Here is a 23,703-nt window from a genome sequence, read left to right as displayed (position 1 = left end):
TCCGCACCCGGGGTTCCGCCGCCGACCCCGGGTCGCGGTGCGGGGGACGGCGGCCGGCTCGTCGTTGTCGTCCTCCGAGCGCTCGCCCACGTGGTAGGCGTCGATCAAGTCCTTGCCCGCCCGGCCGTTCGTACTCGCCGGGGTCGCGCGGAGCGCCGCATCGACACGGAACGCGCATTCGAGTCACTGGCGAACCTGTGCCGCCGTGGGCCCGGAATGGGGAGTAGACCTACGCATCCCGCATGACGTCGGGCGTAGTGGTCCTTCCGATCGGAGCAGAGGTGCGCACACGGGTGCGAAAGTCGACCACGGTCGTCGTCGCGGCAGTCCTCCCTCCGTCCCTCGCGGTTCAGCGGTCCCACACCGGTGGCTTCCCGACCGGTCCGAGCGCGGGCCGACCGCCGCGTCGGCACGTACGGGCTCCCCGTCGCGCCCGAGGTCGCGGAGGAACGGTCCGCGGCGTGACCGACCCCGCTTGCGGCCTCTCGTCCGAGAACGCCGCCCCCGACCGGCCCGGCCCGCGCCGCCGTCCATCGCGCGGGCCGGGCCGCCCATTGCGCCCGCACGGCGGGACCGTCGCGCGTACCACGCCTCGCACCCCCGTCGCCGCGTTCGCCACCCGCCCGTCGGATCGACCGGCCGACTCCACCGCGCCGCCCCGCCCACCGCGACACCTCGGGAGACGACCGTGACCCATCACCCCACTTCCCCCGCCGCCCGACCCGCGGCCCCGGTATCGGTACCGGTCGATGCCGCGAGTCCGGATCCGACACTCGTGTCCGAGGCGTACTACGACCTCCTCGACGCCCTGACCGGCGCGGGCAACGTCACCCGGCACGAGCGCGCCGACCTCGACGAGAGCACGATCCGACTGGGCCTCGCCGATTCGCGCATCCACCGGGTGTTCGGCGCGCACGCCGTCCCCGGCGTCGCACTCGCGATCCCGACCGGTCGCCGACACCGCTGGGACATACCCGAGTTCGGGTACGCCGCCCGACGGCTAGCGGTCCGCGCCACGCTCGACGCCGAACCCCTGCTGTGCGGCACCCTCGCGCGGAACCGCACCATCGACGACATCGAGAGCGCCCTGCTCGACGACCGGGGCCCGATCACCATCGCCGTCGACCCGCGCCCCGGACGACTCGGCGGCGCACCGACCCTCGCGCCGCTGGGATACGCCCTGGCCGACCTGCTGGTCCACGCCTGGGAGGCCTCGGACCAGCCGTCGACCCGGCTCGCGGAGTCCGACGTACTGCGCCTGGTCGGCCTGTACAACCACAGCGTCGCCGCCGCGATCCGTTCCGGCGGACGCCGATGCCCGTGCCGTCGACCGCCCGCCGGACACTGGATCAGCGTGCCCCGACTCGCGCTGCTCATGACCTGCGCCGCGGCGTGCGCACACGGCAACGGGCAATGGCGTGCCCGCTGGTGGGTCGAGACCCGGCCGCTCGGCACCGACGTGCACCTGGCCCGCGCGTTGAGCGAGCGCGTCCCCGCGGTGCCCTGAGGCCGGGCGGCGCGGGCGCGGGGCGGCACGGCGGGGGACGCGAGGTCGGCGGCGACCGCGTCGGGTCGCCGCCGACATGCCGTCGGGCGGGCGCCGCGTTGCGCGGCGCCCGCCCGAGAGCGTTCTACCCGACGACCCGAAGGAGCCGGTTCGGCGACCCGGCACCCGGGCTCGTGATCCGGCCCGGCGTGGCCGCGTCGATCAACGCCGCCTGTACCTCTGCCGGCGTCGCGGTGGGGTGCGCGGACAGATGGATCGCCGCCGCGCCGGTGACATGTGGCGTCGCCATGGACGTTCCACTGGCCGTCCGCGTGGCGGTGTCGCCACCCTTCCACGCCGAGACGATGTTCGTCCCGGGAGCGAACAGGTCCGTACATTTGCCGTAGTTCGAGGTGGACGCCCGCCGATCGGAGGCGTCGGAGCTTTGCACCGTGATCACCTCGGGGATCCGACCCGGCGAGTAGTCACAGGCGTTCGCGCTGTCGTTGCCCGAGCCGGCGACATAGGTGATCCCCGCCGCGATCGACCTGCGGAACGCCGCGTCCTTGGCCGCGCTCACCCCGCCGCGCAGGCTCACGTTGGCCACGGCCGGCTTGGTCGCGTGTGCCGTCACCCAGTCGACGCCCTGGATCGTCGTGGACGTGCTGCCCGTGTTCCCACAACCGATCACCCGTACCGCGACCAGCTTGACCTGCTTGGCGATGCCGTAGTCACGGCCGCCGAGAATGCCCGCGACGTGGGTCCCGTGACCGTTGCAGTCGATTCCGTCGTTGCCGTCGCCGACGGCGTCGAAGCCGACACTCGCCCGCCCCTCGAACTGACCGTGCGACACCCATATGCCGGTGTCGATCACGTAGGCGGTCACGTTCGCCGCCCCGTTGGGGTAGGTGTAGCTGCGATCGAGCGGCAGCTTCGCCTGGTCCACCCGATCCAGGCCCCACGACGGCGGGTCGCTCTGCGTGTCGGTGACCTCCTCCACACCGTCCTGCTCCACGAACGCGACCCGCGGATCCGCGGCGACCCGGCGCGCCTGGCTCTCGCTCATGTCGGCGGCGTACCCCGACAACGCGGAGCCGTACGTCTGCCGCACCTTGCCGCCGTACGACCCGGCCAGCGCGACGGAGCGCTCGTGTACGTCCGCCGCGCCGTGTGCGCCTTCGCGGAGAACCACGATGTACCGGCCCGGGATGGGACGGGCCGCGGCCACGACGCGGCCTTCGGGGGCCGAGGACGGCGTCCGCGCGATGTCGGCCTGCGCCGAGGCCGCGCCGGGAACCGTGACCAAGATGCTCGCCGCAGCCAGGGCGGCGGTCGCGAGCTTGCCGGGTATTCGCCTGAACATCATTGCTCCCAGGGAGAGTTCGAGTCGCGTCACGACGACGCGACTCGGTTCTACTCCCCGGTATCGCTCGATGGCGGCCGGCCTTCGCCACTGGCGACAGCAGGCCACACTCGGCGGCGGCGATGCGTTTCATGGGTGGGTTCGGCACATGTGCGTCCGGTCGGGCGGGCGGGCGACCCGGGGGATGACGTCCCCTGGTTCCGCCGGCCGGTGCCGCGCATCGTGGAGGGCATGAACACGAAACAGCCCACGGAAACCACTCCCCCGCCGTCGACCGTGCGCGTCGCCGTCGTCACCGGCGGATCACGCGGCATCGGCCGGGCCGTCGCCCTCGAACTCGCCCGGGACGGCGTTGCCGTCGTGGTGAACTACGCCCGCGACGCGGTCGCCGCCGAGGAGACGGTGGCGACGATCACCGCCGACGGCGGGCGGGCGATCTGCGTCCGGGCGGACGTGGCGGACGAGCACGCGGTGGCCGAGTTGTTCGATCGAGCCGAGCGGGAGTTCGGCGGCGTGGACGTCGTGGTGAACTGCGCCGGCCGGCTCGCCCTGTCGCCCGTCGCCGACCTCGACATGGCGGTACTGGACGCCGTGTACCGCACCAACATCCGCGGCACCTTCGTGGTCGCCCGGCAGGCCGCCCGGCGGTTGCGCGCGGGCGGGTCGTTCGTGGGGTTCTCCACCTCCGTGGTCGGCACCCGATTCCCCACGTACGGTGCGTACGCGGCCAGCAAGGCGGCCGTCGAATCGCTCACGCTGATCCTCGCCCGCGAACTGCGCGGGCGGGACGTCACGGTGAACACCGTCGCCCCCGGACCCACCGCCACCGACCTGTTCCTCGACGGCAAGACCCCCGAGCAGATCGACCTGCTCGCCAAGGCCCCGCCGCTGGAACGGCTGGGCACGCCCGAGGACATCGCGCGCGTCGTCGCCTTCCTCACCGGCCCGGCCGGGCACTGGGTGAACGGCCAGGTCCTGCGCGCCAACGGAGGCATGGTGTGATCCCGCCGCACCCGCCTCCGACCACGCCGGCCGAGGGTGGTGATTCGACGCCGGAAACAGGAAGCATTAACATCAATGCAACCTTGTCACGTCTGGATTTACTGCCATGCAACTGGATTTGAATCTGCTCACCGCGCTCGACGCCCTGTTGGAGGAGGGCAGCGTGACGGACGCCGCCGCCCGTCTCCACGTCTCGACGCCCGCGATGAGCCGGACCCTGGGCCGCATCCGCCGGGCCACCGGGGACGAGATCCTGGTCCGCACCGGCCGCACCATGACGCCCACCCCCCATGCCCTGGCCCTGCGTGCGACCGTGCACGACCTGGTCCAGCAGGCCCGGTCGGTACTGTCCCCCCACACGGACGTCGACCCGGCGACCCTGGACCGCACGTTCGTCCTGAAGTGGCACGACGCCCTGGCCTCGGCGGCCGGCCCCGCCCTGCTCCGCACCCTGCGCGCCCGGGCACCCGGAGTACGACTGCGCTTCCTGGCCGAGGCCGCCACCGACACCCACGACCCGCGACGAGGGGAGGTCGACCTCGAAGCCGGAGCCGGCGCACCGGCCTCGCCCGAGATCCGCCACGAGATCGTGGGACACGACCGGCTCGTCCTCGCCCTGCGCCCCACTCACCCCCTGTGCCGCGGCCCGCTCACCCTCGAGGACTACGCGGCCGCCGAACACGTCACGGTCTCCCGCCGAGGACGGCTGCGCGACCCCATCGACGACGCGTTGGAGGCTCTGGGCATGAGCCGACGGGTGGTGGCCGCCGCCCCCACCCACGCCGCGGCCCTGCAGTTCGTCCGCCACCTCGACCTCGTCGCGGCCGTACCCCGAAGCGTCGGCCGCCCCGCCCTGGACGACCTCGGCCTGCGCGCCCTGCCCCTGCCGCTGACCATGCCCGCCATCCCGATCCATCTCGCATGGCACCAGCGCTACGACAACGACCCCGCCCACGCCTGGCTGCGCGAACAGGTCCGCGCCGCGCTGCACGACACCTGCGACCCCACCGACGACAACACCGCAAGGCACGCGGACTCAACGGAGCCTTCGGCCCATCCGTGACGGGGGCGGCACGGGAGCCGGCTCTCGCCGCCGCCGGACGCTCACCCGACTGTGCGCCCGCTCGGCCCGCCGCCATCCACGCCACCGCCCCGCGTCCCGCCACCGCCCACCGCACCGTCCGCCCCACCCTCGACAAGGGCCTCGACCGCGGCGCGAATCGTGTCCTCCCGGATCACCCGTACGAACGGCAGGAGCAGCAAGGCGCACGCCGACGCCGCGAGGGCGAAGACCACGCGCGGGCCGGAGGTCTGGGCCAGGACGCCGGCCAGGGCGGCGCCCACCGGCATACCGCCCCATCCGATCAGGCGGGCCGCGCTCGACACTCGACCCAGCAGTTCGTCCGGGATCAGTCGGTGCCGCAGGGTCACCACCGTCACGTTCCACAGGCCGCTGCCGAACCCGCCCACGAACGTGGTGATGCCGATGATCCAAACCCGGTTGGTGAGTGCCGGGGCACCGAGCATGAGCACACTCGTGATCACGTCGACGACCAACGTGTCGCGTGCTCCCAGGGTTCGCTGCACCCATCCGGCGGCAACCGAGCCGAGGACGCCGCCGAGCGCGAGCGTGGTCAGGAGCAGGCCGTACTCGGCGCCGCTCAGACCCATCGGCCCGGGGTCGACCGCGTACAGCACGAGGACCGCGCTCCACGCACTCCACGCTCCGGCCATCACGCAGACCATCACGGCCAGGTTCCGGAGCAGCGGGTGGCGGCGCAGGAACCTCAGCCCTTCGGTGAACTCGGCGCGCCACGAGACCCGATCGGGTGGGTTCGACCGCGGCCGAGGATCGGCCGGCCGTGCGGCGTATCGGCCCCGGACCGGCAACAGCAGCGCCCCCGCCGCCGCCAGGTACACGCCCGCCGTCCCCAGCACGGCGGTCACCGCGCCGGCCGCGACCAGCAGGCCGCCGAGGGGTGGGCCCACGAACTCGTTGAGCGCCGAACGGGTGCTTTCCATACGGGAGTTGGCGGTTTCCAGGCGATCCTTCGGGACCACGGCGGGCAGCATCGCCGAGCTGCCGAGGTCGCCCACGAGTTCGGCGGTCCCGAGCAGGAAGGCCATCGTGTAGATCATCGCGAGCGGGGCCACGTCGCCGGCCAGGGCGAGTGCCAGCAGGCCCAGGGCGGCGACCCGCAACAGGTGTGCGACACGCACCAGTCGGCCGCGCTCGACCCGGTCGACCAGGACGCCGACGGCAAGCGTGCACAGCACGTAGGGCATGGTCTGCGCCCAGGTCACCCCGGCCACCAGCCCGGGTTCGGACGTCAGGGTGAGAGCGATCAGCGGGAGTGTGATCACGACCAGGCCGTCCGCCAGGTTGCTCAGGGCGTAGGCCGTCCACAGGCCGGCGAACTCCCCTCGTCGCTCCCTCATCCCGTGCGCTCCACATGCCGTACGCCCGTCACGCCATCCGCCATCCGCCATCCGCCCTCGCACCGTCGCTCCCGCGTCCGCGCCGCATGCGACGACCGCCCCCGACGTTCCGAGGGCGGTCGTCGTCCGGCTGTCGCCCCGGCACTTCGTGGGCGTTTCAGCAGAGCAGCGCGCACGTGGCGCGGGTGAACGTCCCCGTGCCGTGACCGCGCACGGTGTGTGCGAAGGCGGCCCTGGGGTTGGCCGGGGCCGGTACGCCGGCGTGTTCGGTGAGGCCGAGCGGGGCGAGGACGGCGCGCGTCTGCTCGCCTACGCAGTGGACTCCCCGGTTGGCCAGAATCGTTTCGGCGATCCGTGCGCCGAGCCCGTCGAGAGCTGCGCCGGTCCAGGTCGAGATCGTGTACTCGTCCGTTCCGGTCCGCTCGAACAAGCGGACGTCGGCGGCCCCTTCGCTCTCCACGAGAAGGGCGAAGATCCGGCGGCTCGACAGATCCATGTCCAAGGTGTCCATCTTGCCGAGGATCGCTTCGGGATCGCCGTAGAGGTCGTGCACCTCGGGCGTCCACGCGTAGCGGTTGCAGCGCGAGGGTGAGTTCGCGGCTTCTTCGGTTTGCGCTGTCTCGTGCATCGATGTGGTCAAGTGACCCCCGATCGTCAGGCGACGAGCAGTGGGCCCGGCGCCGGTGGACAGAGCTCGCGGATGCCATGTTCGTGTGGGGGCGGGCCGACCGGAACTGCAATTCCGGTCAAACACCCACACCCGTCGGGGTCGGGCGGACGGGCCGTTCGCGGCGGGCCGGGGTCCGGCCGGGATGCCGGCCGGACCCCGGGTCTCACCGGGTCTTGCGCTTCATACGCGTCTCACGCCGCGTCGGAACGCCCACTTCCGGCCATCGATCCCCCGGGCGGGGCGACCCCGAGCGTCGCCGCCGCCCGCGCGATCACCGTCGCGAAGGTACTCACCTCGGCGTACACGCCCGGACGCCCGGCCCGCGCGCAACCGATGCCCCAACTGGTGATGCCGACCTGGACCCACGCACCCGCGTTGTCCTTGCGGACCATCGGCCCGCCGGAGTCGCCCTGGCACGTGTCCGTGCCGCCCCGCGGATAGGCCGCGCAGATCTCCGCGGCCGGGATCAGCCGCGAATACCCGGGGGCCGCCCGGCAGGTTCCGTCGTCGACGAACGGCACCGTGGCCTTCCGCAGGTACCGCTGTTGTCCTCCGCCTTCGACCGTCGCACCCCATCCCGCGATGGTGAACGTACCGTTGTTGTAGGTGGTGGTCGTCGCGATCGGCAGGGTGACCGCGCCCGGGATGGCACTCGCGAGCTTGATCAGGGCCCAGTCGCCGCCGGTGGCGGTCCCGTACGTCGGGGACCGGTACACCTGCACCGATGTGCGCTTGATCGCCGACGGGCTGTTCAGGTCCACGACCCCATAGGTCGCGGTGATACTCGTGTTGGGTCCCGACGCGCTGACACAGTGCGCCGCGGTCAGCACGATCTGGGCGGTGTACATGGCACCGCCACAGCCCATGGACAACCGGACCATCCATGGGAACTCGCCTTCGGCGGCCGGGGTTCCGCCGACGATCTGCGGCCCGACCTGTCCGGGCGGCGGCGGGGTGGGCGCCGGTGACGCGACCGTCCGCGCGACACCACCGGACGCGATCAGCGTCCCCGCCGTCGCGACGACCACGAGCAGTCTCCGTAGCAACGACGGCCTGCCCCGCGTCGTCGTCCTCGTTTCCGTCTTCAATTTTCCGTCCGTTCCTGTCGGCCCACACGAGTCGGCCGACCTGGGTCGGCCCATGTGAGGAGGCGCGTGGATGTTGGAACCGGGGTGGGACGATCGCGCGCCGGCCGTTCCGCCCGCGCTAGCCGCACGGCTTGCCGATGGCGCGCGGCGGACAGTCGGCGTAGTCGAGCAGATGCAGTACCGCGCTCTTGTTCCGAGTGGTCTCGCGCGGGATCACCTCGTCGGGCGGATAGAAACCGCCACCGCCGGAACGGGGGTACATCTCGAACGTGTAGGCGTATATTCGCTGGTCACCCCAGAGCCAGTCGTCGATCGTGCCGTCCGTGATGTAGAGGTCGGACGACTGCTCGGGTGTATAGCCGTTGGTCGCGGCCATCGCCCGACCGATCGTGGCGAACGTGTTGTACTCGTCGGCCGACATGCCCGGTACGACGTCCGTGTAGGTCCAGCCGAACGGCCACAACACCAGTTCGCTGTAGGTGTGGAAGTCGATCGCGGCCGTGATCTGCTGCTTGCCGCCGATCCTGCGTCCGCGCACCCAGTCGGCCACCGCCTTGACCTCGGGCGACGACTCGGCTCGCGGACCTCGATAGGTCTCACTCGACGGGATGGGCGAGGAACCGTTGCAGCAGCCGAACTTGTAATTCCAGTTCCGGTTCATGTCGGTACCGACGTTGCTCGAACCGGCGTTGGGCTGACGGTTCTTGCGCCAACTGCGGTACGCGCCGGTGGCGATGTCGAACTCGCCGCCGTCGGGGTTGACGTCGGGCATGATCCAGATCTCGCGACTGTCCACGAGCGACTTGATCCGGGCGTCGTTCGCGTAGCCGTCGCCGAGCATCTTGACCAGGTAGAGCGCCATCTCGACGGTCAGGTGCTCACGGGCGTGCTGGTGGGCGGTGAACAGTACTTCCGGCTCGTTCTCGTCCACCGTGGGGTTGTCGGAGATCTTCAGGAGATGCAGGTCGCGCCCCTGATAGGTGCGGCCGATCACCTGTTTGGTGATGATGTTCGGATGGTTCGCGACGGCCTTGTCCAACTCGGCGACCATCTCGGCGTAGTTGTGGTAGTTCGAATCGGACGGCGGGAAGTCGAACGCGAGCGCGTCCTTCTCCGGCGCGCGCGCCGACGACGACGACGAGTCGACGCGGAATCCGAGTGCCCTGATCCGACGGACCTCGGACGGCGTCGCGGTGATCACGAGTCGACTGTCGTCGACGCCGTCGATCGAGGCGCCGGTGCCGGCGACGGCGGTGCGCTGCTCTGCCGTGCGCACCCCGACGACCTGGTACTCGGCCCCGGACTCGACCTTGTCCGCGCTTGAACTGCCTTGCCCTACGGCCGTGTTCGAGGTGGTGGTCAACAGCACGAGCGCGCCGGCGAGCGCGCCGGCCAGTGCCGAGAGACGCCTTCTCCTGCCGATCGATGTCCGTGTTCGTGTTCTCTTCACGCATGCCTCCTGAGGGCGGCGTCGGCATTCCCCGACACCGGAGGGGGTTTCCTCGCGTGCGATCGACCGCCGCCGCGATGGGAACCGGGCGGCAGCCGGGAATGCGTCTCCGAACAACGGTGGGGCGTCACGGCCCGAGGGCACAGCCGAATCGACATGGGGACGAGGACCCGGTGACATCGGCTGCCGGCGCCAGGGCCGGAAGCCGAACACGAACGCGCGACCGAAGGTCGGAGGGGACGAACGCGCGCTGTACGGGAAACCGCTTCCCGCCCCGGCCCCGATCCCTCACGAATGCGTTTCGGGGGGTCGCGGACCCGATCGACGCGGGAAGCCGTCGTTGCTGTGGTGGAGTTCCGGACTCGTCGCCCGACGCGGGCGGCGGGAGCCGGAAAAGGTGATCTGCGCGATCGACCGTCAGGCGGTCACGTCGCATTGTGTCCGATACGCGACACTTGGACAGCCATAAATCGAGCCGAACCCGCGACCGAGATCACCGACGCCCGCACCGGCCGCGCCGCTTACTCAGCGGTGCCACATCGGGTGCGGACCGGCCACCCGAATCCACCTCGCGTGCCGTGCCCTGCGGCGATGCCGAGGTCGACACCGACCGACGTCACACACCGCCACCTCCAACCGCACACGCACCCTCACGACACACCCGCCACACGGTGAAACCACGTGTCCGTTTCCCACCGGCCGAACGCGCGTCCGGCACACACTGTGCAGTCCACATCACCGAGAGAGCCCGGCAAACCACACCCCCGCTCCTCGACACCACACCACCCGACCACCCCCGCACCACCGATTCCCCACCACCCGCCAAGGCCGTCACCCGCGCCTGTCGACACCGCGCCGGATCCGGCCGCCACGCCGGCACCCGACCCGCCGGGACCCAACCCGAACACATCCGCGAACGGGCCCTCGACCGTGGATGGTTTGCGTGCTTCCACACAGTGGGACACTCCCAAGGGTAACTGATCGATCACTGTCCGAGGGTTCTCCGGTATACGGGCCCGACGGATGGGAATCGCAGCCGCGAAACGAGCGCGGCCCGACGAGTCGGGAAATCACGATGACGCCGAACCGGGTCGAGATCGTGCCCGTCGACGACGGAGGGGCCTTCTGGGACGACCGGTCGGCCCTCATGGCCGGTCTGCGGGAGGCTCCACCGCGGATTCCCCCTCACTTCGGATACGACGCGCTCGGGTCGGATCTGTTCGAGTCGATCACCGAGTTGCCCGACTACTACCTCACTCGGGTCGAGCACGGGTTGCTGGATCGCCATGCCGCAGAGATCGCCGACCTGATCGGATGCGGTCGAATCGCCGAGTTGGGCAGCGGAAGCGCGAAGAAGACCCGTCTGCTGCCGGCCGCCTGTGTCGACCGTCGTGTGACCGACTATCTTCCGATCGACGTCAGCCGCGAGATGTTGGAGAGCAGCGGGCACGAGCTGACGACCGCACTGCCCGGTCTGCGGGTGCGTGGGTTGTGGGGCAGGTACGAGGCGGGGCTGGCCCGGCTGCGGGAGGACCGGCGCGAGCCGCTGGTGGTGGCCTTCCTCGGGAGCAACCTGGGCAACGCCACGCCGCGGGAGCGTGAAGCGTTGCTCGGCGAGATCGCCGGCACGCTTCGGCCCGGCGACGGCTTTCTGGTATCGGTCGATCTGCGAAAAGCGGCCTCGGTACTGGAGGCCTGCTACAACGATCCGAGCGGTCGATCCGCCTTCACCCGGTTCCGACTCAATCATCTGGCCCATCTCAACCGGCGTTTCGGAGCCGACTTCGACCTGCGGAACTTCCACGCGCGGGCACACTACGACCAGGCGAGCGCCACCGTCCAAGCGCACGTCTACGCGACCGAGGCCCAATCCGTGGTGTTGCACGGATTGGGCCTCGAACTGAGTCTTCGGCATGGCGACGGGCTCAACGTCGGGCTGTCCCACAAGTTCGACCGCTCGCGGTTCGTGGCCGATGTCGCCGCGCGGGGACTGGATCTGCGCGGCGAGTGGATCGACGAGACGTGGCAGTACGGCGTTTTCCTGTTCACCCGTTCGCACAACCGCCCCCACGCCGCCGATGCGAACTGACTCGGGCGGGGTCGCCGCCCGCGAACCGCGGTCCGCGCCGTGTGGTTGCTGAGACTCCCGGGGATGTACCGGCCTCAGGCGGACACGTGGCTGTTGGCCCAGGCATTGCAGGACGCCGGAATCCCCGCGGCGGCGCGTGTCCTGGACCTGTGCACGGGTACCGGCGCGTTGGCCATCGCTGCCGTCGGTGCCGGGGCGGGACACGTCACCGCCGTGGACATCTCGCGACGTGCCGCGTTGGCGACCCGGTTCAACTCCCGCGTGCGTGGACTGCGGGTCCGTGTCGAGTGCCGCAACGCGCTGACACTTCCCGGAAATCGGCGATTCGACGTGGTCCTCGCCAACCCGCCCTACGTGCCGTCCGAACGGCCGGAACTCCCGCGGCGCGGACCGAGCCGAGCCTGGGACGCGGCTCCGAACGGTCGGGCCCTGTTGGATCCCCTGTGCGTCAACGCCCCCCGGATGCTCTCTCCCGGCGGGATGGTGTTGATCGTCCATTCCGCCGTGTGTGGGGTGGAGAGCACGGTGAACCTGTTGCGCCGGGGAGGGTTGAAGGCCGCGGTGGTGGCCAGACGGACCGTTCCTTTCGGTCCGGTCATGAGCCGCCGGATCGCGCTGCTGGAAAACCGAGGGCACATCGACGCGGGGCAACGTCACGAGGAATTGGTGGTGATCCGCGGTGACCGACCGATCCACGAACCATGACTCGACGCAGGGTCGGAAGGCGAACCCGAACACCGGGACGCGCGACGGGAAGCCCAGGCGGGTCACCGTGGTCGCCGGTGGACCGCTCCTCGTCGAAGGCCCGGTCGAGGTGGTGACCGACGACGGACGGGTCGTCGTCTCGGACCGATGCGTGGTGGCCCTGTGCGTGTGTCGACGCAGTCGACGGTATCCGTTCTGCGACACCAGCCACCGCCGACGCGACCGTCGGGTGTCCGAGGCCCCGCCCACGGATTCAGGTCCGGACTGAGTCCTCCGGCAGCGGACGGCGCAGCGATGTCGTGCCGCCGCGCCAGGCCGACATCAGGTGTTCGCTCAGCCTGCCCTCCAACAGCTGCGTGGCCGCGATGCCGAACACGACGTCCTCGGCGAGGTCGGGTTCCCGACGGAGGAGGTCACCGATCACGTCGCGACGCAGGATCTGTTCGTGCACGGCGTCCGCCTCGACGTGCTCGGTGAAGAAGAACACGCACTCCCGTGCGGCACCCAGCCGTCGAAGGGCCTGGACCATCCGCTGCGCACCCGGCGAGCTGGTGATCTCCACCGTCGCGAAGTTGCCGATCAGTGCCCCGCGCAGTCTCCGGTGCAGCCCGAACATCGAAACCAGGTTCACGATCGCGATCGCCGGTGCCGGCACGTCGTCCAGGTAGTGCAGATACCTCGGGGACATGCCGGCGCCGACCATGAGGTCGGCGAAAAGCCTGGCATGCACGCGTTCGGCACGGCCGCCGCCGAACTCGTCGAACTCGACCGTCACCAGCGATGCCTTGGCCTGCCCCTGGAGACGCGGGATCACCCAGGCGTACGGGTCCGCCTCCTTCAGTTGGTAGACGGAACGGTGCGCAAAGTATTCGCGCATCGCTCCCCAGGGGGCCGAGTCCCGAAGGTAGTGCGAGACGCCGTCGCCCGAAACCGGTTCCACCAGCAACGCGTCCAGGGCACCGGCGACATCGTCACCGCCGGGGGTGTCCGCACGCAACGCGGCCAGGAACACACCCTCCAACACCGCCCGTAGCCGTAGCAGTTCCGGATCCCACTCCCACAGTGGATCGACACCGTCGAAGCCTCGATAGTGCAGTTCGTAGCAGGTGTGCAGGGCGAGAGTCAGGTCCTCGCCGTACGGGTCGATCCCATCCGTGTCCGGCATCGGCAACGCCCGTGAGGAGGGGCATCGCGCCAGCGCGGTGACCACGATGGCCGACCAGGGTCCGCGGGGCGTCGGTAGCGCGGGGCCGACAACTCGCGGATCTCCGTTGTCGACGACACGGCTCATGGCTCTCCAACTCGATCGGACCACACGCATACCACGCCGGTGGACGATGTGATCATCATCGCCCGCCGCGGCCCCGATGCCGCTGGGAGACGACGAGCGATCGACGCGCGAAGAATACGAGCATCCGATGATCGTGAAATCAGTGGACCACGGGCCCGCCGCCGTACCCCCGGATTGCGCCGATCGAGGGCAAGGCACGTCGCGGCCCTCACCAACGAACGAATGGGAACGGCCGTAGGCGGGCGCGAGTGGCTCGGATTTCAGTCCTCCCACGCGTCCCGCACGGCGGGTCCCGGGGGCCGACTGTTGCTCTGAACGGCGAGCAGACGGGTGCCGGCGGCTAGGTGACGTCCACGATGCGGTGGGTGTTCGTGTAGTCGTTGATCCACGAGATCAATACGTAGCGACCGGGCGTCAGTTCCACGTCCGTGTGACCCGACCGCCCCGGGGCCGTCGGTGCCAGTCCTTGGCCGGGCGGGCTCGCGGGCGGGAACGGGTCGGGGCCGAAGCCGAGGAAGTAGTCGGTCACGTCCCGGTCGGTGGTGCCGGGTCGAACCCGGCGCAACATCGCCTCCTCCAGGAGGCCGCTCGCGTTGATCACGAGCAGTTTTGCGGTCGGTGCGATCCGGGCCGGTGCGTGGAAGCGTGTTCCACCGGGTGTCGAGTACAACACCACGACGTGGTCGGCCTCGGGGACCTCGACGTGCCATCCCGCGCCCCGCACGGTGATCGCGCGCACACGTCCGAGCGGATCGGCCTCCCGCAGCGACTGATAGTCGACCAGATAGTAGGTTCCCGGCGTGAGGAACTGGGTGAACGTCCGTGCCTCGTGCGCCGCCACGGACACCCCGCCCAGCATCTCCGCCGCCTCGTTCCAGCGCGCGACGGCGCCCTCCTCCGCGGGGCCGTGCACGGCCCGCCGCATCCGGTCGACGAACGTTTCCGGCGCGAATCCGGGGCGCAGGCGCGCCAATCCGATCCAGCGCTCCGCGGAATCGACGTTGCGCACCCGGAAGGTGGTCGTGCCCGGCCGGACGGCGCCCGCCTCCGGAACACTCAGTTCGGTCCCCGAGGCGGTCGCCTCGACCGGAGCCGGCCGCGGACTCGCGCCCGACGTCGGCGCCGAGGACTCCACGACCAACACCGCGAGGGTCAACGCGACGGCCGCCAACAGCCGCCGTACATGCGTGTGTTCGGTACTCATGGCGCCCACTCTGCAACTTCGAGTGGACTTGAGGTCAATGGCCGGCGGGTGGGCCGACGGCGTCGGCCACGCCCGGGCAGGTGTCGTCGCGGAAGACACCGAGTTCGTAGCGCACGGACTCGGTGTCGACCGAGCGGACCGTGAGCCCGATCTCGTACTCGCCCGGGTGGGTCACCTCACCGAGATACCGAATCCGGTACGACCAAGGGGACACGTCCGGCACCGAGCCCGCACCAACGGAACACGATCGGCCCGCCGATGCCGCCGTTCGACCCCGGGGCTTCGGCTCCCCCGGGTCACGGGCAGACGGGGTCCCCCGCGTTGGCCGGTACCGAGACCGCGTTCCAGGCGTTCCGGGTGGACTTCCATACACCGCACGTCGGATCGAGGACCTTGGCCGCCTGGAGGGTGATCCGGCGCAGTTTCCGGTAGTCGGTGTTGGCCGGCCGCAGCAGCAGGCCGCCGTAGAAGACCCGGCCGGCCGTCTTGATGCCCACGCCGGTGACCGTGGAGCCGTTGCAGGTCGGGCTCTCGGGCTTGCCGCCGCCGGGGTGGGAGCCCTCGGCGAGCAGGTGGAACCAGTGGTTCAGCGGGCCCGTGGCCTTGTGCTCCTCCATCGGTGGGATCCGTGTCGAGTAGCAGTTGGGGTGGCCGAGGATGTCGGGGTTGTACATGTACCGCAGCGGCCCCGTGCCGACGATGTCGGCCGTCTCGCCGATCGTGTAGTCCGGGGTGTCGTACGGCGCGGGTTCGTCGGCGTAGAACTCGGTGAGGGTGCCGAAGATGTCCCCGGTGCCCTCGGTGAGGCCGTGCTCGGTGAACGGGTGGCCCGGGGTGGTCAGGTCGATGCCGTGGCCGTACTCGTGGCCCACGACGTCCATCGCGGCGATCCACTCGTTCGCGGTGTTGTGGCCGATGTAGACCCTGGTGTCGTCGAAGTAGGCGTTGACGTCCGGGTATCCGACCACCACCGGGTAGGTGCCGCCGGTGCCCTTGTGACCGTTGCGGCCGAGCCAGTCGCGGAGCATGTCCCACTGCTTCTGCACGGCCCACATCGCGTCGACACAGCCGGTCTCGATCGCGGTGGGGTTCCCGGTGCCCCAGTCGTCGACGGGCTTGGTGAGTGTTCCGCCGCCGTAGTCGGCGCAACTCAGGCCGGGTCGGGACGGGTCGCGCATCAGGTGGGTGCTTCCGGTGGCGGTGGTGGGAATGGTGATCGGGTCGGGGCCGTTCCACTTGCTGTGCCCGGTGCCCGCCCGCACGGCGTCGTGGGTCGCGGCGTCGAGCACCGCTCCGGTCCGGGCGTCGACGTACACGTGCAGCCTGCTCGGCGCGTCCCCGTTCCGGCCGACCAGTACGGTCTCCCAGGCCAAGTGGGCTGCGTCGGGGGCGAGTTGTACGACCAGGCGCTGTCGGTCGACCCGGTCCACCGCGGCGAGACGGGTGCGGGCGCTCGCCTCGGCGGTGGTGGCGGGCACGGCCGGTTCGGTCGGCACGTCGTCGATGCGCGGGCCGTCGGCGGTCTCCACGGCCCGGACCCGGCCGGTACCGTCGGCCAACACGGCGGCGTCGCCGCCGACCACGGGCAGGCCGCGATAGGTGCGGGTGTAGGCGATCGAGTAGAGGTTGTCGATCCAGGGGGTCACCATGGCCCGTCGATACCGCTCGCCGGGTGCCTTCACGAGTGCGCTCGAGGCGCCGGTGACGGCTCGGTCGGCCGCGTCGATCGCGGCGGCGCGGGCGGCGGCGGGTGACGTCGGGGGTGGTGCCGCGTTCGAGGGCGTGGTGGTGCCGACGACCAGGCCGGCCAACAGGGCCAGGGCCGACCCGAATGTCAGCGTTCTGCGATGCATCGAGGCTCCTCGGGTGGAAGGCGGGCCCCGACCACGAATCCGACCGCCATCGTGCCGGGTTCTTCGACCGAGCAAGGACACCCTGGCAGCGCGACGGTTCCGCGCCAACGAACTTCGGGCGATCGGCATATTCCGGCGAGCCCGGGCGCACGGGCGGGTGGCGTTGCGGCGGTGCCCCGATACCGGTGCCCCGCTGGGGAGTTCGGAAGCCGACGAGGGCGGGACGGCCGGCACGTCAGAGGCGGAAGGTCCGTACGACGAAGGTCTGTCCGGCGACCGATGGCCAGCTCGTCCAACTCTGATCCGGGGCCAGGACGGGCGGGTCGGCCGCGTCCGGCAGGCCGACGGTGGTGGAGACCACGCGCAGCGGCAGGACGCCCGTGCCGCGGGCGCGGATGACGACGTCGATGCCGTCGGCGGGCGGGGCGGCGTAGCCGAAGCTCCAGCCCCAGCCGCCCTGTGCCCGCTTGGGACCGCCGGCGAGCCGCACGCCCGCGACGGTGGCGTCGAGGATCTCGTGGGCCCCGGTGTCGGCGTGGACGTCGATGGTGTGTGTGCCCGCGGGGGCCTGGATGCGGACCCGGACCGTACGTACGCCGTCGGCCTCGCCGACCGAGACGTTCGTGGTCGACGGTGTTTCCAGAGGCGCGGGCCTGGCCGCGCCGTTCGCGAGTGCGTCGCCGCCCAGCGGGGGGACGCGGTCGTCGTAGCGAGCCGATCCATCCGTGAGGAGCTTGCCGACGGCGGGCTGGGAGGTGTCGCCGAGGCTGACCCAGGTGGCCTTTCCGCTGTCGGACTCCAGGACGTATCCGAGGCTGACCGGCCGGGGCTCGTCGGCGCTGTAGCCGTCGAGGGACGTACCCACGACCAGCGTGCCGGCACCCGCCACCGCCACCGCGAGCATCCCGGCGGTGAGCGCCCGGCGCGAGGGAAGGGGTTCCAGGAGACCGGGCAACAGCGCCGCGGGCAGTACCGCGAGGACCAGTGGTGCGGCGGTGAGCTCGAGTCCCAGGGCGGGCAGCAGCAGGAGCACGACCGGCAGGACGAGTGCCACGGCAGGTACGGCGGTCAGCGCTCCGGTCACCGCCCGCCAGGGGGAGTCCACGGCGGTGAACCTCAGCGTCACGCCCACGACCGCCGTCCCGATCAGCGCCGGCCAGGTGAAGAGGTAGGCGCCCTGGGGCAGCAGCACCGCGCAGACCACGGCGAGCAACGCAAACCAGCCGAGCACACCCACCACGACGTCCAGCGGCGACGCGTTGCGGCGGGCCCGGCGATACCAGGCGACGAGCAGCACCAGGAGCAGCAACGCCTCGCCCCACGCGTACCGGCCGAGGTGATACACGCTGCCGCCACCGAGCACGAAGTCCGGTCGGGCCAGGCTCAGTACCCACCATCCGGCCAGGCCGCCGACCGCCGCGCCGATCGGTATGACCGGGAAAGTCGCGGCGGCCCGTCCGGCCCCGCCGGGGGACAACCCACGCCGCCGGCCGAACCACGGCAGCACGGCCACGCCCGCGAGGGTCACCACGGCGAGCGGCAGGACCAGCCATGCCGGGTACGACACGACCGTGCCGAACAGGGAGAAGTAGGTGGCGTCCGAACCACCCCGGGAGAGGTCGCTCCCGCCGAGTCGCCGGACCGCCGCGAGTGCCGCGTCCCCCATGCTCTGCACGCTCGCGCGGTCGAGCCGGGCAACGTCGTCGTGGGTCGTGTGATAGTGCCCGGAGCCGTCCATGAAGGCGAAGTTGAGCCCCCGCATGCCGGCCTCTTCGAAGACCGTCAGGTCGGTGTCGTTGGGCAGCCGGTCGTAGATCGCCGCGGCGAACGATGTGGTGAGGGCCCCGGAGGCTCGCACGGCGGGCACGAGCCCGGTGCCCGCCATCTCGAACATCACGGCGGGTCCGGAGGCGCCCCGGCCCTCCAGGTTCACCACGACGGTCCGCCGAGGGTCGGCGGCTCGGCGCGTGCCCGCCTCGGCGTCGACGAAAGCCCGTGCGCCGAGCAGCCCCGACTCCTCGCCGTCGGTGAACAGGATCTCGAGGTCGTTGCGAAGCTGCGGTCCGGTCTTCAGCGCCCGGGCGATTTCGAGGATCGCGGCGACACCGGCACCGTCGTCGGCGGCGCCGGGAGCGATCGGCACGGAGTCGTAGTGGGCGACGAGCAGCACCCGGCCGGTGGGTTTCGCGCCGGGGATCGTGGCGTGGATGTTGGAGACGGACCCGAGGATGGTCGAGTCGTCGTCATCGGCGGAGGCGGAGGCGGAGGCGGAGGCGGCGACCCGGTCCCGGACCTCGGGCCGCAGCCCCAGATCCCGCAGCTCGCCGACGAGATACTCCCGCACCTGCGACTGTGCGACCGAACCCGCCGGATGCGGAACCCGCGCGATCCGGTCGAGCCGGGCCACCGCACGGGCCGCCGAGAAGTCGCCGACGGGGGCGGAGGCGGGGCGGGGGTCGGAGGTGCGTAACGGCAGCGCGGACGCGACGGCGGTGAGGAGCAGCACCACCAAGGCGGTCAGGGCCGGTATTCGTCTGCGCATCATGGTCGTGACCTGCACGGACAAACCTCGTGGTGGGGGTGGAATGAGGGAGGGGTCGCACGGGAGCGTCCTTGCCTACGCGTCCGAGTCGGGTGAGACGACGTCCCAGGTTCCGAATCGGGTGAGGCCGGCCGATCCGGCCAGCGCCAACGAGGCGTGGTTGTCGAGTTGGCAGCGGTACTGCGGCTGGTGGCCCCGGGCGAGGGCGTGCCGGGAGATCGCGCGCACGACTCGGCGGGCGTGGCCCCTGCCCCGGTACGGGGGGAGCGTCAGCACGCCGAGGTCGGCCAACGGCGCGTCGTTCCACGGATACATGCTCGCCACGCACACCAGCCGCTCCCCCTCGAACGCGCCGTAGACCGCCCAGTGGTCCGACTCGACCGACGCGTCGTCGCGATCCTGTTCCGACGCGGCCGCCTCGAACACGTCGAATGCCGGCTTGTCCGCCCCGGTGAGCAGGCGGATCGAGGGGTCGTCCGGTTCGCCCGCCAACGTCTCCAAGGCGTCGTCGGTGAAGTAGAAGAGGTTGTCGGCCCCGTGCAGGGAGATGCCGGCCTGCTCCAGCCGCTGCCGGAAGCCGGTTTCGTCGACCGGATCCCCGCTTTCCAGGCCCACCGCCGCGGCGACCGCGGGGATGAGCAGGACGCGCGTCCTGCCGTCGGTTGTCGTGAGGATGGTGAGTCGCTCGTCCTCGTCGAGTTCGGTGTCGACGGTGACGCCGAAGACGCCGTCCTCGTGGAGAAGCCGACTCGTGGGCGAGGGAGTCAGCCAGAAGTCGGTGATGATGGCAGGAAACATGTCGAGTGCTTTCCGTGTGCTGTGGCCGGGCGCCCGGGTGATGCGCCGCAGGGCGCGTCGCGGGTCGCCCCGGGTGGGACATCGCCGACGAAGGCGAACCCGACGACACGTTCGCCGTCGTGGGTGTCCGGGGCGAACACTCACGGGGATCCCTTCCGGGCGTCGATCGCACCCGTTCCGTGTTCCGTGGGCGTGGGCCGTTCCGAGGGTCGTCGTGCCGCGTGGAGCAGGTCGTCGACGGCTTGGAGCACGGCGTCCGCGCGTTCCTCGTGGAGCCAGAGATGGCCGGCGTCGGCCAGGGTTCGGTGTTCGCCTTTGCTCACCGAGCGGGCCAGTTGCGCGTGCAGCGCGGCCTTGACGTCGCTGCACGCCTGCCGCGTCTCGGCGGACCACATCAGGACCTCGGCCTCCTCCTCCGCCAGCGCGGTGAGCACGATCAAGGGCACGTCCGGAAGACCCGGACCGCTCCGCAGTTCGTCGGCGACCTCGCCGTCGAGGTTCCAGGCCTCGTCGATACCGGTCCGCCACGCGTTCAGGTGGTAGTCGAGGAGTGGCCGACGAAGGGACTCGGGCCACCCGTCCGAGATCGGTGCGAGCTGATCGAGGGCCTGTCGCAGTTGCTCCGGTGTCGGATCCGGCACTCCCTCCCGCAACATGTGCTCGACCTCTCGGCGCGTCCGCTCCGCGTGCCGCCGGACCTCCTCGGGCACACGGGCGAGGAAGTCCTCGTGGGAGGGGTCCAGGAGGAGCAGGCCCGCCACCCGGGCGGGGAAGCGTTGCGCGAACACACGCGCGTAGGACCCGCCGAGGGAGTGGCCCACCAACAGATAGGGGCCGGGTATGTCCGCGCTACGCAGCAGGTCGTGCAGTTCGTCCGCGACCTCGGCGGCGGGGCGCGGCAGTTCGGCCGGGTCGCTCCAACCGGTGCCGGCGCGGTCGTAGAGCACGCTGGTGGTCAGCTCGGCCGTCCGGTTGTGGATGTTGACGTAGTCCAGCCCGACCATGCCGCTTCCGGGGAGGAACACCACGGCCGGGCCGCCGGATCCGGACCGGTGCAGCATCAGCCGTCGGCCGCCGACGGCGTGCCGAACCCCCAACGGGGGCGGGGGGAGCGCGGTGTCGCCGTGAACGGCGGGTGACGGGTTGGGCATGGTCCGGGTCCTAACTGTTCTCATTTTTGAGAAAGGTAGCCCCGATGGCATTGTCCTGTCCATGGATACGGTCGACCTGTTTCTGCACCCCGTGCGGGTGCGCATCGTGCACGCCATGTACGACGGGTCGGCGCGCACGACCTCGGAGCTGTGCGCCCTGCTGCCGGACGTGTCCCAGGCCACCGTCTACCGGCACGTCGGCCTTCTGGTCGGCGGCGGAGTCCTCGCGATCGAGGGCGAGGAGCGGGTTCGAGGCGCGGTCGAGCGCCGGTACGTGTTGCGTCGCGGCAAGACCGTCATCGACGCCGAGACGACCGCGTCGATGTCGACCGAGGACTACCGCCGGAGCTTCGCCGTGTCGGTGGCAACCCTGCAGGCCGAGTTCAATGCCTACCTCGATCGCGAAGGCGCCGACCCCGTCCGCGACCTGGTCGCCATTCGCCAGCACGCGCTCTGGCTCAGCCGCGACGAACTCGTGGCCCTGATCGACGATGTGCGCGACGTGCTCCTGGCCCGGGTGGGCAACGAGCCATCGCCGGAACGCGTGCGACACCTGCTCGGGCTGACCCTGTTTCCCGGGGAGACACCGCTCCCGCAGACGCCCGACGCATAGCCCGCCGACGGCCCCTGGTGCTCCCGCACAGGAAATGCGCGCCATCTTCGTCCGAATGAACGATTCGTAGCCTCCCTCTTGGTTGTCTAAAGTCAGCCATCCCCCCGCCGACGATGTTCTGCCGTCGGCCGCTCAGGAGGTTCCCCAGGATGGCCAAGTCCGTAATGACGCCTGTGCACTTGACGAACAAAATGAGTACGACGTCCCGAATCGTGGCGCTCACCGCCACGGCCTGCCTGACCGCCGCGGCGTGTGGCGGCGGCGGGGGCACCGGCCCCGGAGGTGCCGGCGGCACCGTGACCATCGGGTTGTCGTCCGACCCGGGAACCCTCAATCCGATGGCCATCGCGGGCTCTGCCGCCGGCGTGATGAACGTGTTCGCGTACGACCCCCTCGTGAACATCGCCGCCGACGGACAGGTGGTCGCGGGGCTGGCGCAGTCATGGAAGGTCCACGGCGCCGACAGGGTCGAGTTCGGTCTGCGTGACGGGGTAACGTGCGGCGATGGCACGCCACTCAAGGCATCGGACGTCGCGAACCAGTTCAACTACATAGCCGACCCGAAGAACCAGTCGCCGTTGCTCGGTCTGTCCGTGCCCCGGACGACGACCGCGACCGGCGACGACGCCACCCGCACGGTAACCGTGACCACGCGGGATCCCGCACCGATGTTGTTGCGGATGTCCTCGATGGTCGCGATCGCGTGTCCCAAGGGTCTGAGCGCGCCGAACACCCTCGCGCGCGCCTCGGACGGCACCGGCCCGTACATCCTCTCCGAGGTCGTGCCCGGCGACCACTACACCTACGTCAAGCGCAAGGGCTACACCTGGGGCCCGGGCGGCGTCGGCAACGACCAATCCCCCGAGAAGGTGATCTTCAAGGTCGTCCCGAGCGAGACGACCGCGACCAATCTGCTCCTCTCCGGTCGGCTCGACATGGCGCAGGTCCTCGGCCCCGACCGGCAGCGTCTGGAGAGTTCGGGCCTGAAGCCGCAGACCGTGAACGCGCTGCTCGGGCAGCTCATCTTCGCCGAGGGGCCGGGGCACGCGACCGCCGACGAACACGTCCGGCGGGCCCTGGTCCACGCCCTGGATCTGGGTCAACTCGGCAGCGTCGCCACCGGCGGCAAGGGCACCCCGTCCAAGGGACTCGGGCTCGTCGAGCCCAGGATGTGCCCCGGCGACAACATCACCGGCAACCTGCCCACACACGATCTCACGCGGGCGGCGGCCGAGTTGACCGCCGCCGGCTGGACGAAAACCGGTAACGGCTGGGCCAAGGAGGGCCGTACGCTGGAGATCGCGTTCACCTACCCGAGCAGCGGCGAACAGACCATCGCGGCAGCGGAGTTGGCCGTCCAGCAATGGAAGGCGCTCGGTGTGAAGGTCACCACCTCCACCTTCACCGGCACCACGCTCGCCTCGGTCCTGGGCGGCGACGCCTGGGACGTCTCGTGGCCACCGATCACCGCGGCCCTGCCCGACCAGCTCGTGCCGTTCTTCAGCGGCCCCCGGCCGCCGGGGGGCATGAACTTCGGCGGGACGGACAATCCCGACTACCAGCGCCTGGTCGCCGCCGCGCGGGTCAAGCCGGACGCGGCCGGCTGCGCGGACTGGAACGGCGCCGAGATCGCGTTGTTCAAGCGCGTCGACGTCGTGCCCTTCGTGGACACTCGGGTGACGATGTTCGGCAAAGGTGTCACCTTCCGCCTCGACCGGGGAGCCATCGTCCCCACGGCGCTGCGGAAGCACTGACCACGCGTCCCGGCGATAGGCCTGTCGAGCCACCGCGCGGTCACCCGCCATGACGGGTGACACGATGCCGGAGTGCCGCCGGACAGCCGGTGCGACGGTGCCGGGCACCTCGATGCAACACCTGTGAGAACAACGGTACTTGGCGCCGCACCCAGGGATGGTCCCGGTTCGCGGCCGCGAACCACCGTCCGCTGCCGCTGCCCGA

Annotated in this window: 20 protein-coding genes; 8 read left to right on the top strand and 12 right to left on the bottom strand. The window is 70.8% G+C overall.

Going from position 1 to position 23,703, the window contains the following annotated elements:
• Positions 1-688: 688 nt before the first annotated feature.
• Complete coding sequence (locus EMA17_RS03570) at positions 689-1,507, top strand: hypothetical protein (protein WP_126635358.1); 819 nt, start codon at positions 689-691, stop codon at positions 1,505-1,507.
• 124 nt (positions 1,508-1,631) lie between these two features.
• On the opposite strand, the gene EMA17_RS03565 is transcribed toward EMA17_RS03570, so the two are convergent.
• The gene (locus EMA17_RS03565) at positions 1,632-2,882 is read right to left on the bottom strand and encodes a S8 family peptidase (protein WP_246126416.1); all 1,251 of its coding nucleotides are present in this window, start codon (positions 2,880-2,882) and stop codon (positions 1,632-1,634) included.
• A gap of 198 nt (positions 2,883-3,080) precedes the next feature.
• Here EMA17_RS03565 and EMA17_RS03560 point away from each other — a divergent pair, with 198 nt between their 5' ends.
• Positions 3,081-3,851 carry an SDR family oxidoreductase gene (locus tag EMA17_RS03560; RefSeq protein ID WP_126635357.1) on the top strand — a complete coding sequence of 257 codons (771 nt, stop codon included), beginning with the start codon at positions 3,081-3,083 and terminating at the stop codon, positions 3,849-3,851.
• Positions 3,852-3,957: 106 nt separating this feature from the next.
• Positions 3,958-4,914, top strand: a complete 957-nt coding sequence (locus EMA17_RS03555) for a LysR family transcriptional regulator (RefSeq protein ID WP_126635356.1) — start codon at positions 3,958-3,960, stop codon at positions 4,912-4,914.
• 41 nt (positions 4,915-4,955) lie between these two features.
• Here the strand turns inward: EMA17_RS03555 and EMA17_RS03550 are convergent, their stop codons facing one another.
• The 4 genes from EMA17_RS03550 to EMA17_RS03535 all read right to left on the bottom strand — a co-directional run bounded on the left by EMA17_RS03550 (position 4,956) and on the right by EMA17_RS03535 (position 9,498).
• On the bottom strand, positions 4,956-6,290 hold the full coding sequence (locus EMA17_RS03550) for an MFS transporter (protein WP_160161299.1): 1,335 nt from the start codon (positions 6,288-6,290) through the stop codon (positions 4,956-4,958).
• 157 nt (positions 6,291-6,447) lie between these two features.
• Entirely contained in the window at positions 6,448-6,930 is a 483-nt protein-coding gene (locus EMA17_RS03545) for a hypothetical protein (RefSeq protein ID WP_126635354.1), read from the bottom strand.
• 221 nt (positions 6,931-7,151) lie between these two features.
• A complete protein-coding gene (locus EMA17_RS03540; protein WP_246126415.1) occupies positions 7,152-7,988 on the bottom strand; it encodes a S1 family peptidase in 837 nt (278 codons plus the stop codon).
• A 178-nt stretch (positions 7,989-8,166) separates the two neighbouring features.
• Positions 8,167-9,498, bottom strand: a complete 1,332-nt coding sequence (locus EMA17_RS03535) for a M14 family metallopeptidase (protein WP_246126414.1) — start codon at positions 9,496-9,498, stop codon at positions 8,167-8,169.
• A gap of 1,075 nt (positions 9,499-10,573) precedes the next feature.
• On the opposite strand from EMA17_RS03535, the gene EMA17_RS03530 reads away from it, so the two are divergent.
• The 3 genes from EMA17_RS03530 (at position 10,574) to EMA17_RS03520 (ending at position 12,560) form a co-directional block, all read left to right on the top strand.
• Positions 10,574-11,587 carry an L-histidine N(alpha)-methyltransferase gene (locus EMA17_RS03530; protein WP_126635351.1) on the top strand — a complete coding sequence of 338 codons (1,014 nt, stop codon included), beginning with the start codon at positions 10,574-10,576 and terminating at the stop codon, positions 11,585-11,587.
• 63 nt (positions 11,588-11,650) lie between these two features.
• Positions 11,651-12,292: a HemK2/MTQ2 family protein methyltransferase gene (locus EMA17_RS03525; protein ID WP_174861294.1), complete on the top strand. Its 642-nt coding sequence runs from the start codon at positions 11,651-11,653 to the stop codon at positions 12,290-12,292.
• Positions 12,293-12,359: 67 nt separating this feature from the next.
• A complete protein-coding gene (locus EMA17_RS03520; RefSeq protein ID WP_246126444.1) occupies positions 12,360-12,560 on the top strand; it encodes a CDGSH iron-sulfur domain-containing protein in 201 nt (66 codons plus the stop codon).
• On the opposite strand, the gene EMA17_RS03515 is transcribed toward EMA17_RS03520, so the two are convergent.
• From EMA17_RS03515 to EMA17_RS03485, 7 genes are all read right to left on the bottom strand, one after another.
• Positions 12,546-13,583 carry an iron-containing redox enzyme family protein gene (locus tag EMA17_RS03515; protein ID WP_126635348.1) on the bottom strand — a complete coding sequence of 346 codons (1,038 nt, stop codon included), beginning with the start codon at positions 13,581-13,583 and terminating at the stop codon, positions 12,546-12,548. The two genes, EMA17_RS03520 and EMA17_RS03515, sit on opposite strands and share 15 nt — an antisense overlap.
• Before the next feature lie 340 nt (positions 13,584-13,923).
• Positions 13,924-14,787, bottom strand: coding sequence for a hypothetical protein (locus EMA17_RS03510; protein WP_126635347.1), 864 nt, complete (start codon positions 14,785-14,787; stop codon positions 13,924-13,926).
• Between the two features lie 34 nt (positions 14,788-14,821).
• Positions 14,822-14,962 carry a hypothetical protein gene (locus tag EMA17_RS03505; protein WP_174861293.1) on the bottom strand — a complete coding sequence of 47 codons (141 nt, stop codon included), beginning with the start codon at positions 14,960-14,962 and terminating at the stop codon, positions 14,822-14,824.
• Positions 14,963-15,083: 121 nt separating this feature from the next.
• The gene (locus EMA17_RS03500) at positions 15,084-16,640 is read right to left on the bottom strand and encodes a M4 family metallopeptidase (protein WP_126635346.1); all 1,557 of its coding nucleotides are present in this window, start codon (positions 16,638-16,640) and stop codon (positions 15,084-15,086) included.
• A 235-nt stretch (positions 16,641-16,875) separates the two neighbouring features.
• A complete protein-coding gene (locus tag EMA17_RS03495) occupies positions 16,876-19,200 on the bottom strand; it encodes a M20/M25/M40 family metallo-hydrolase (protein WP_126635345.1) in 2,325 nt (774 codons plus the stop codon).
• Positions 19,201-19,257: 57 nt separating this feature from the next.
• Entirely contained in the window at positions 19,258-19,980 is a 723-nt protein-coding gene (locus tag EMA17_RS03490; protein WP_126635344.1) for a GNAT family N-acetyltransferase, read from the bottom strand.
• A 140-nt stretch (positions 19,981-20,120) separates the two neighbouring features.
• A complete protein-coding gene (locus tag EMA17_RS03485) occupies positions 20,121-21,131 on the bottom strand; it encodes an alpha/beta fold hydrolase (protein ID WP_246126413.1) in 1,011 nt (336 codons plus the stop codon).
• Between the two features lie 61 nt (positions 21,132-21,192).
• On the opposite strand from EMA17_RS03485, the gene EMA17_RS03480 reads away from it, so the two are divergent.
• Positions 21,193-21,744, top strand: a complete 552-nt coding sequence (locus tag EMA17_RS03480; protein WP_126635343.1) for a helix-turn-helix domain-containing protein — start codon at positions 21,193-21,195, stop codon at positions 21,742-21,744.
• A gap of 191 nt (positions 21,745-21,935) precedes the next feature.
• Positions 21,936-23,498, top strand: a complete 1,563-nt coding sequence (locus tag EMA17_RS03475; protein ID WP_246126412.1) for an ABC transporter substrate-binding protein — start codon at positions 21,936-21,938, stop codon at positions 23,496-23,498.
• Positions 23,499-23,703: the final 205 nt, after the last annotated feature.

The organism is Embleya hyalina, from assembly GCF_003967355.1.
Lineage (GTDB): Bacteria > Actinomycetota > Actinomycetes > Streptomycetales > Streptomycetaceae > Embleya > Embleya hyalina.
This window is presented reverse-complemented; position numbering and strand designations above follow the sequence as displayed.

Excerpts from the sequence above, each read along its gene's own strand:
- EMA17_RS03560 (WP_126635357.1), top strand. The coding sequence starts at position 3,081 with ATGAACACGAAACAGCCCACGGAAACCACTCCCCCGCCGTCGACCGTG.
- EMA17_RS03555 (WP_126635356.1), top strand. The coding sequence starts at position 3,958 with ATGCAACTGGATTTGAATCTGCTCACCGCGCTCGACGCCCTGTTGGAG.
- EMA17_RS03550 (WP_160161299.1), bottom strand. The coding sequence starts at position 6,290 with ATGAGGGAGCGACGAGGGGAGTTCGCCGGCCTGTGGACGGCCTACGCC.
- EMA17_RS03530 (WP_126635351.1), top strand. The coding sequence starts at position 10,574 with ATGACGCCGAACCGGGTCGAGATCGTGCCCGTCGACGACGGAGGGGCC.
- EMA17_RS03525 (WP_174861294.1), top strand. The coding sequence starts at position 11,651 with ATGTACCGGCCTCAGGCGGACACGTGGCTGTTGGCCCAGGCATTGCAG.
- EMA17_RS03515 (WP_126635348.1), bottom strand. The coding sequence starts at position 13,583 with ATGAGCCGTGTCGTCGACAACGGAGATCCGCGAGTTGTCGGCCCCGCG.
- EMA17_RS03510 (WP_126635347.1), bottom strand. The coding sequence starts at position 14,787 with ATGAGTACCGAACACACGCATGTACGGCGGCTGTTGGCGGCCGTCGCG.
- EMA17_RS03500 (WP_126635346.1), bottom strand. The coding sequence starts at position 16,640 with ATGCATCGCAGAACGCTGACATTCGGGTCGGCCCTGGCCCTGTTGGCC.
- EMA17_RS03490 (WP_126635344.1), bottom strand. The coding sequence starts at position 19,980 with ATGTTTCCTGCCATCATCACCGACTTCTGGCTGACTCCCTCGCCCACG.
- EMA17_RS03485 (WP_246126413.1), bottom strand. The coding sequence starts at position 21,131 with ATGCCCAACCCGTCACCCGCCGTTCACGGCGACACCGCGCTCCCCCCG.
- EMA17_RS03480 (WP_126635343.1), top strand. The coding sequence starts at position 21,193 with ATGGATACGGTCGACCTGTTTCTGCACCCCGTGCGGGTGCGCATCGTG.
- EMA17_RS03475 (WP_246126412.1), top strand. The coding sequence starts at position 21,936 with ATGAGTACGACGTCCCGAATCGTGGCGCTCACCGCCACGGCCTGCCTG.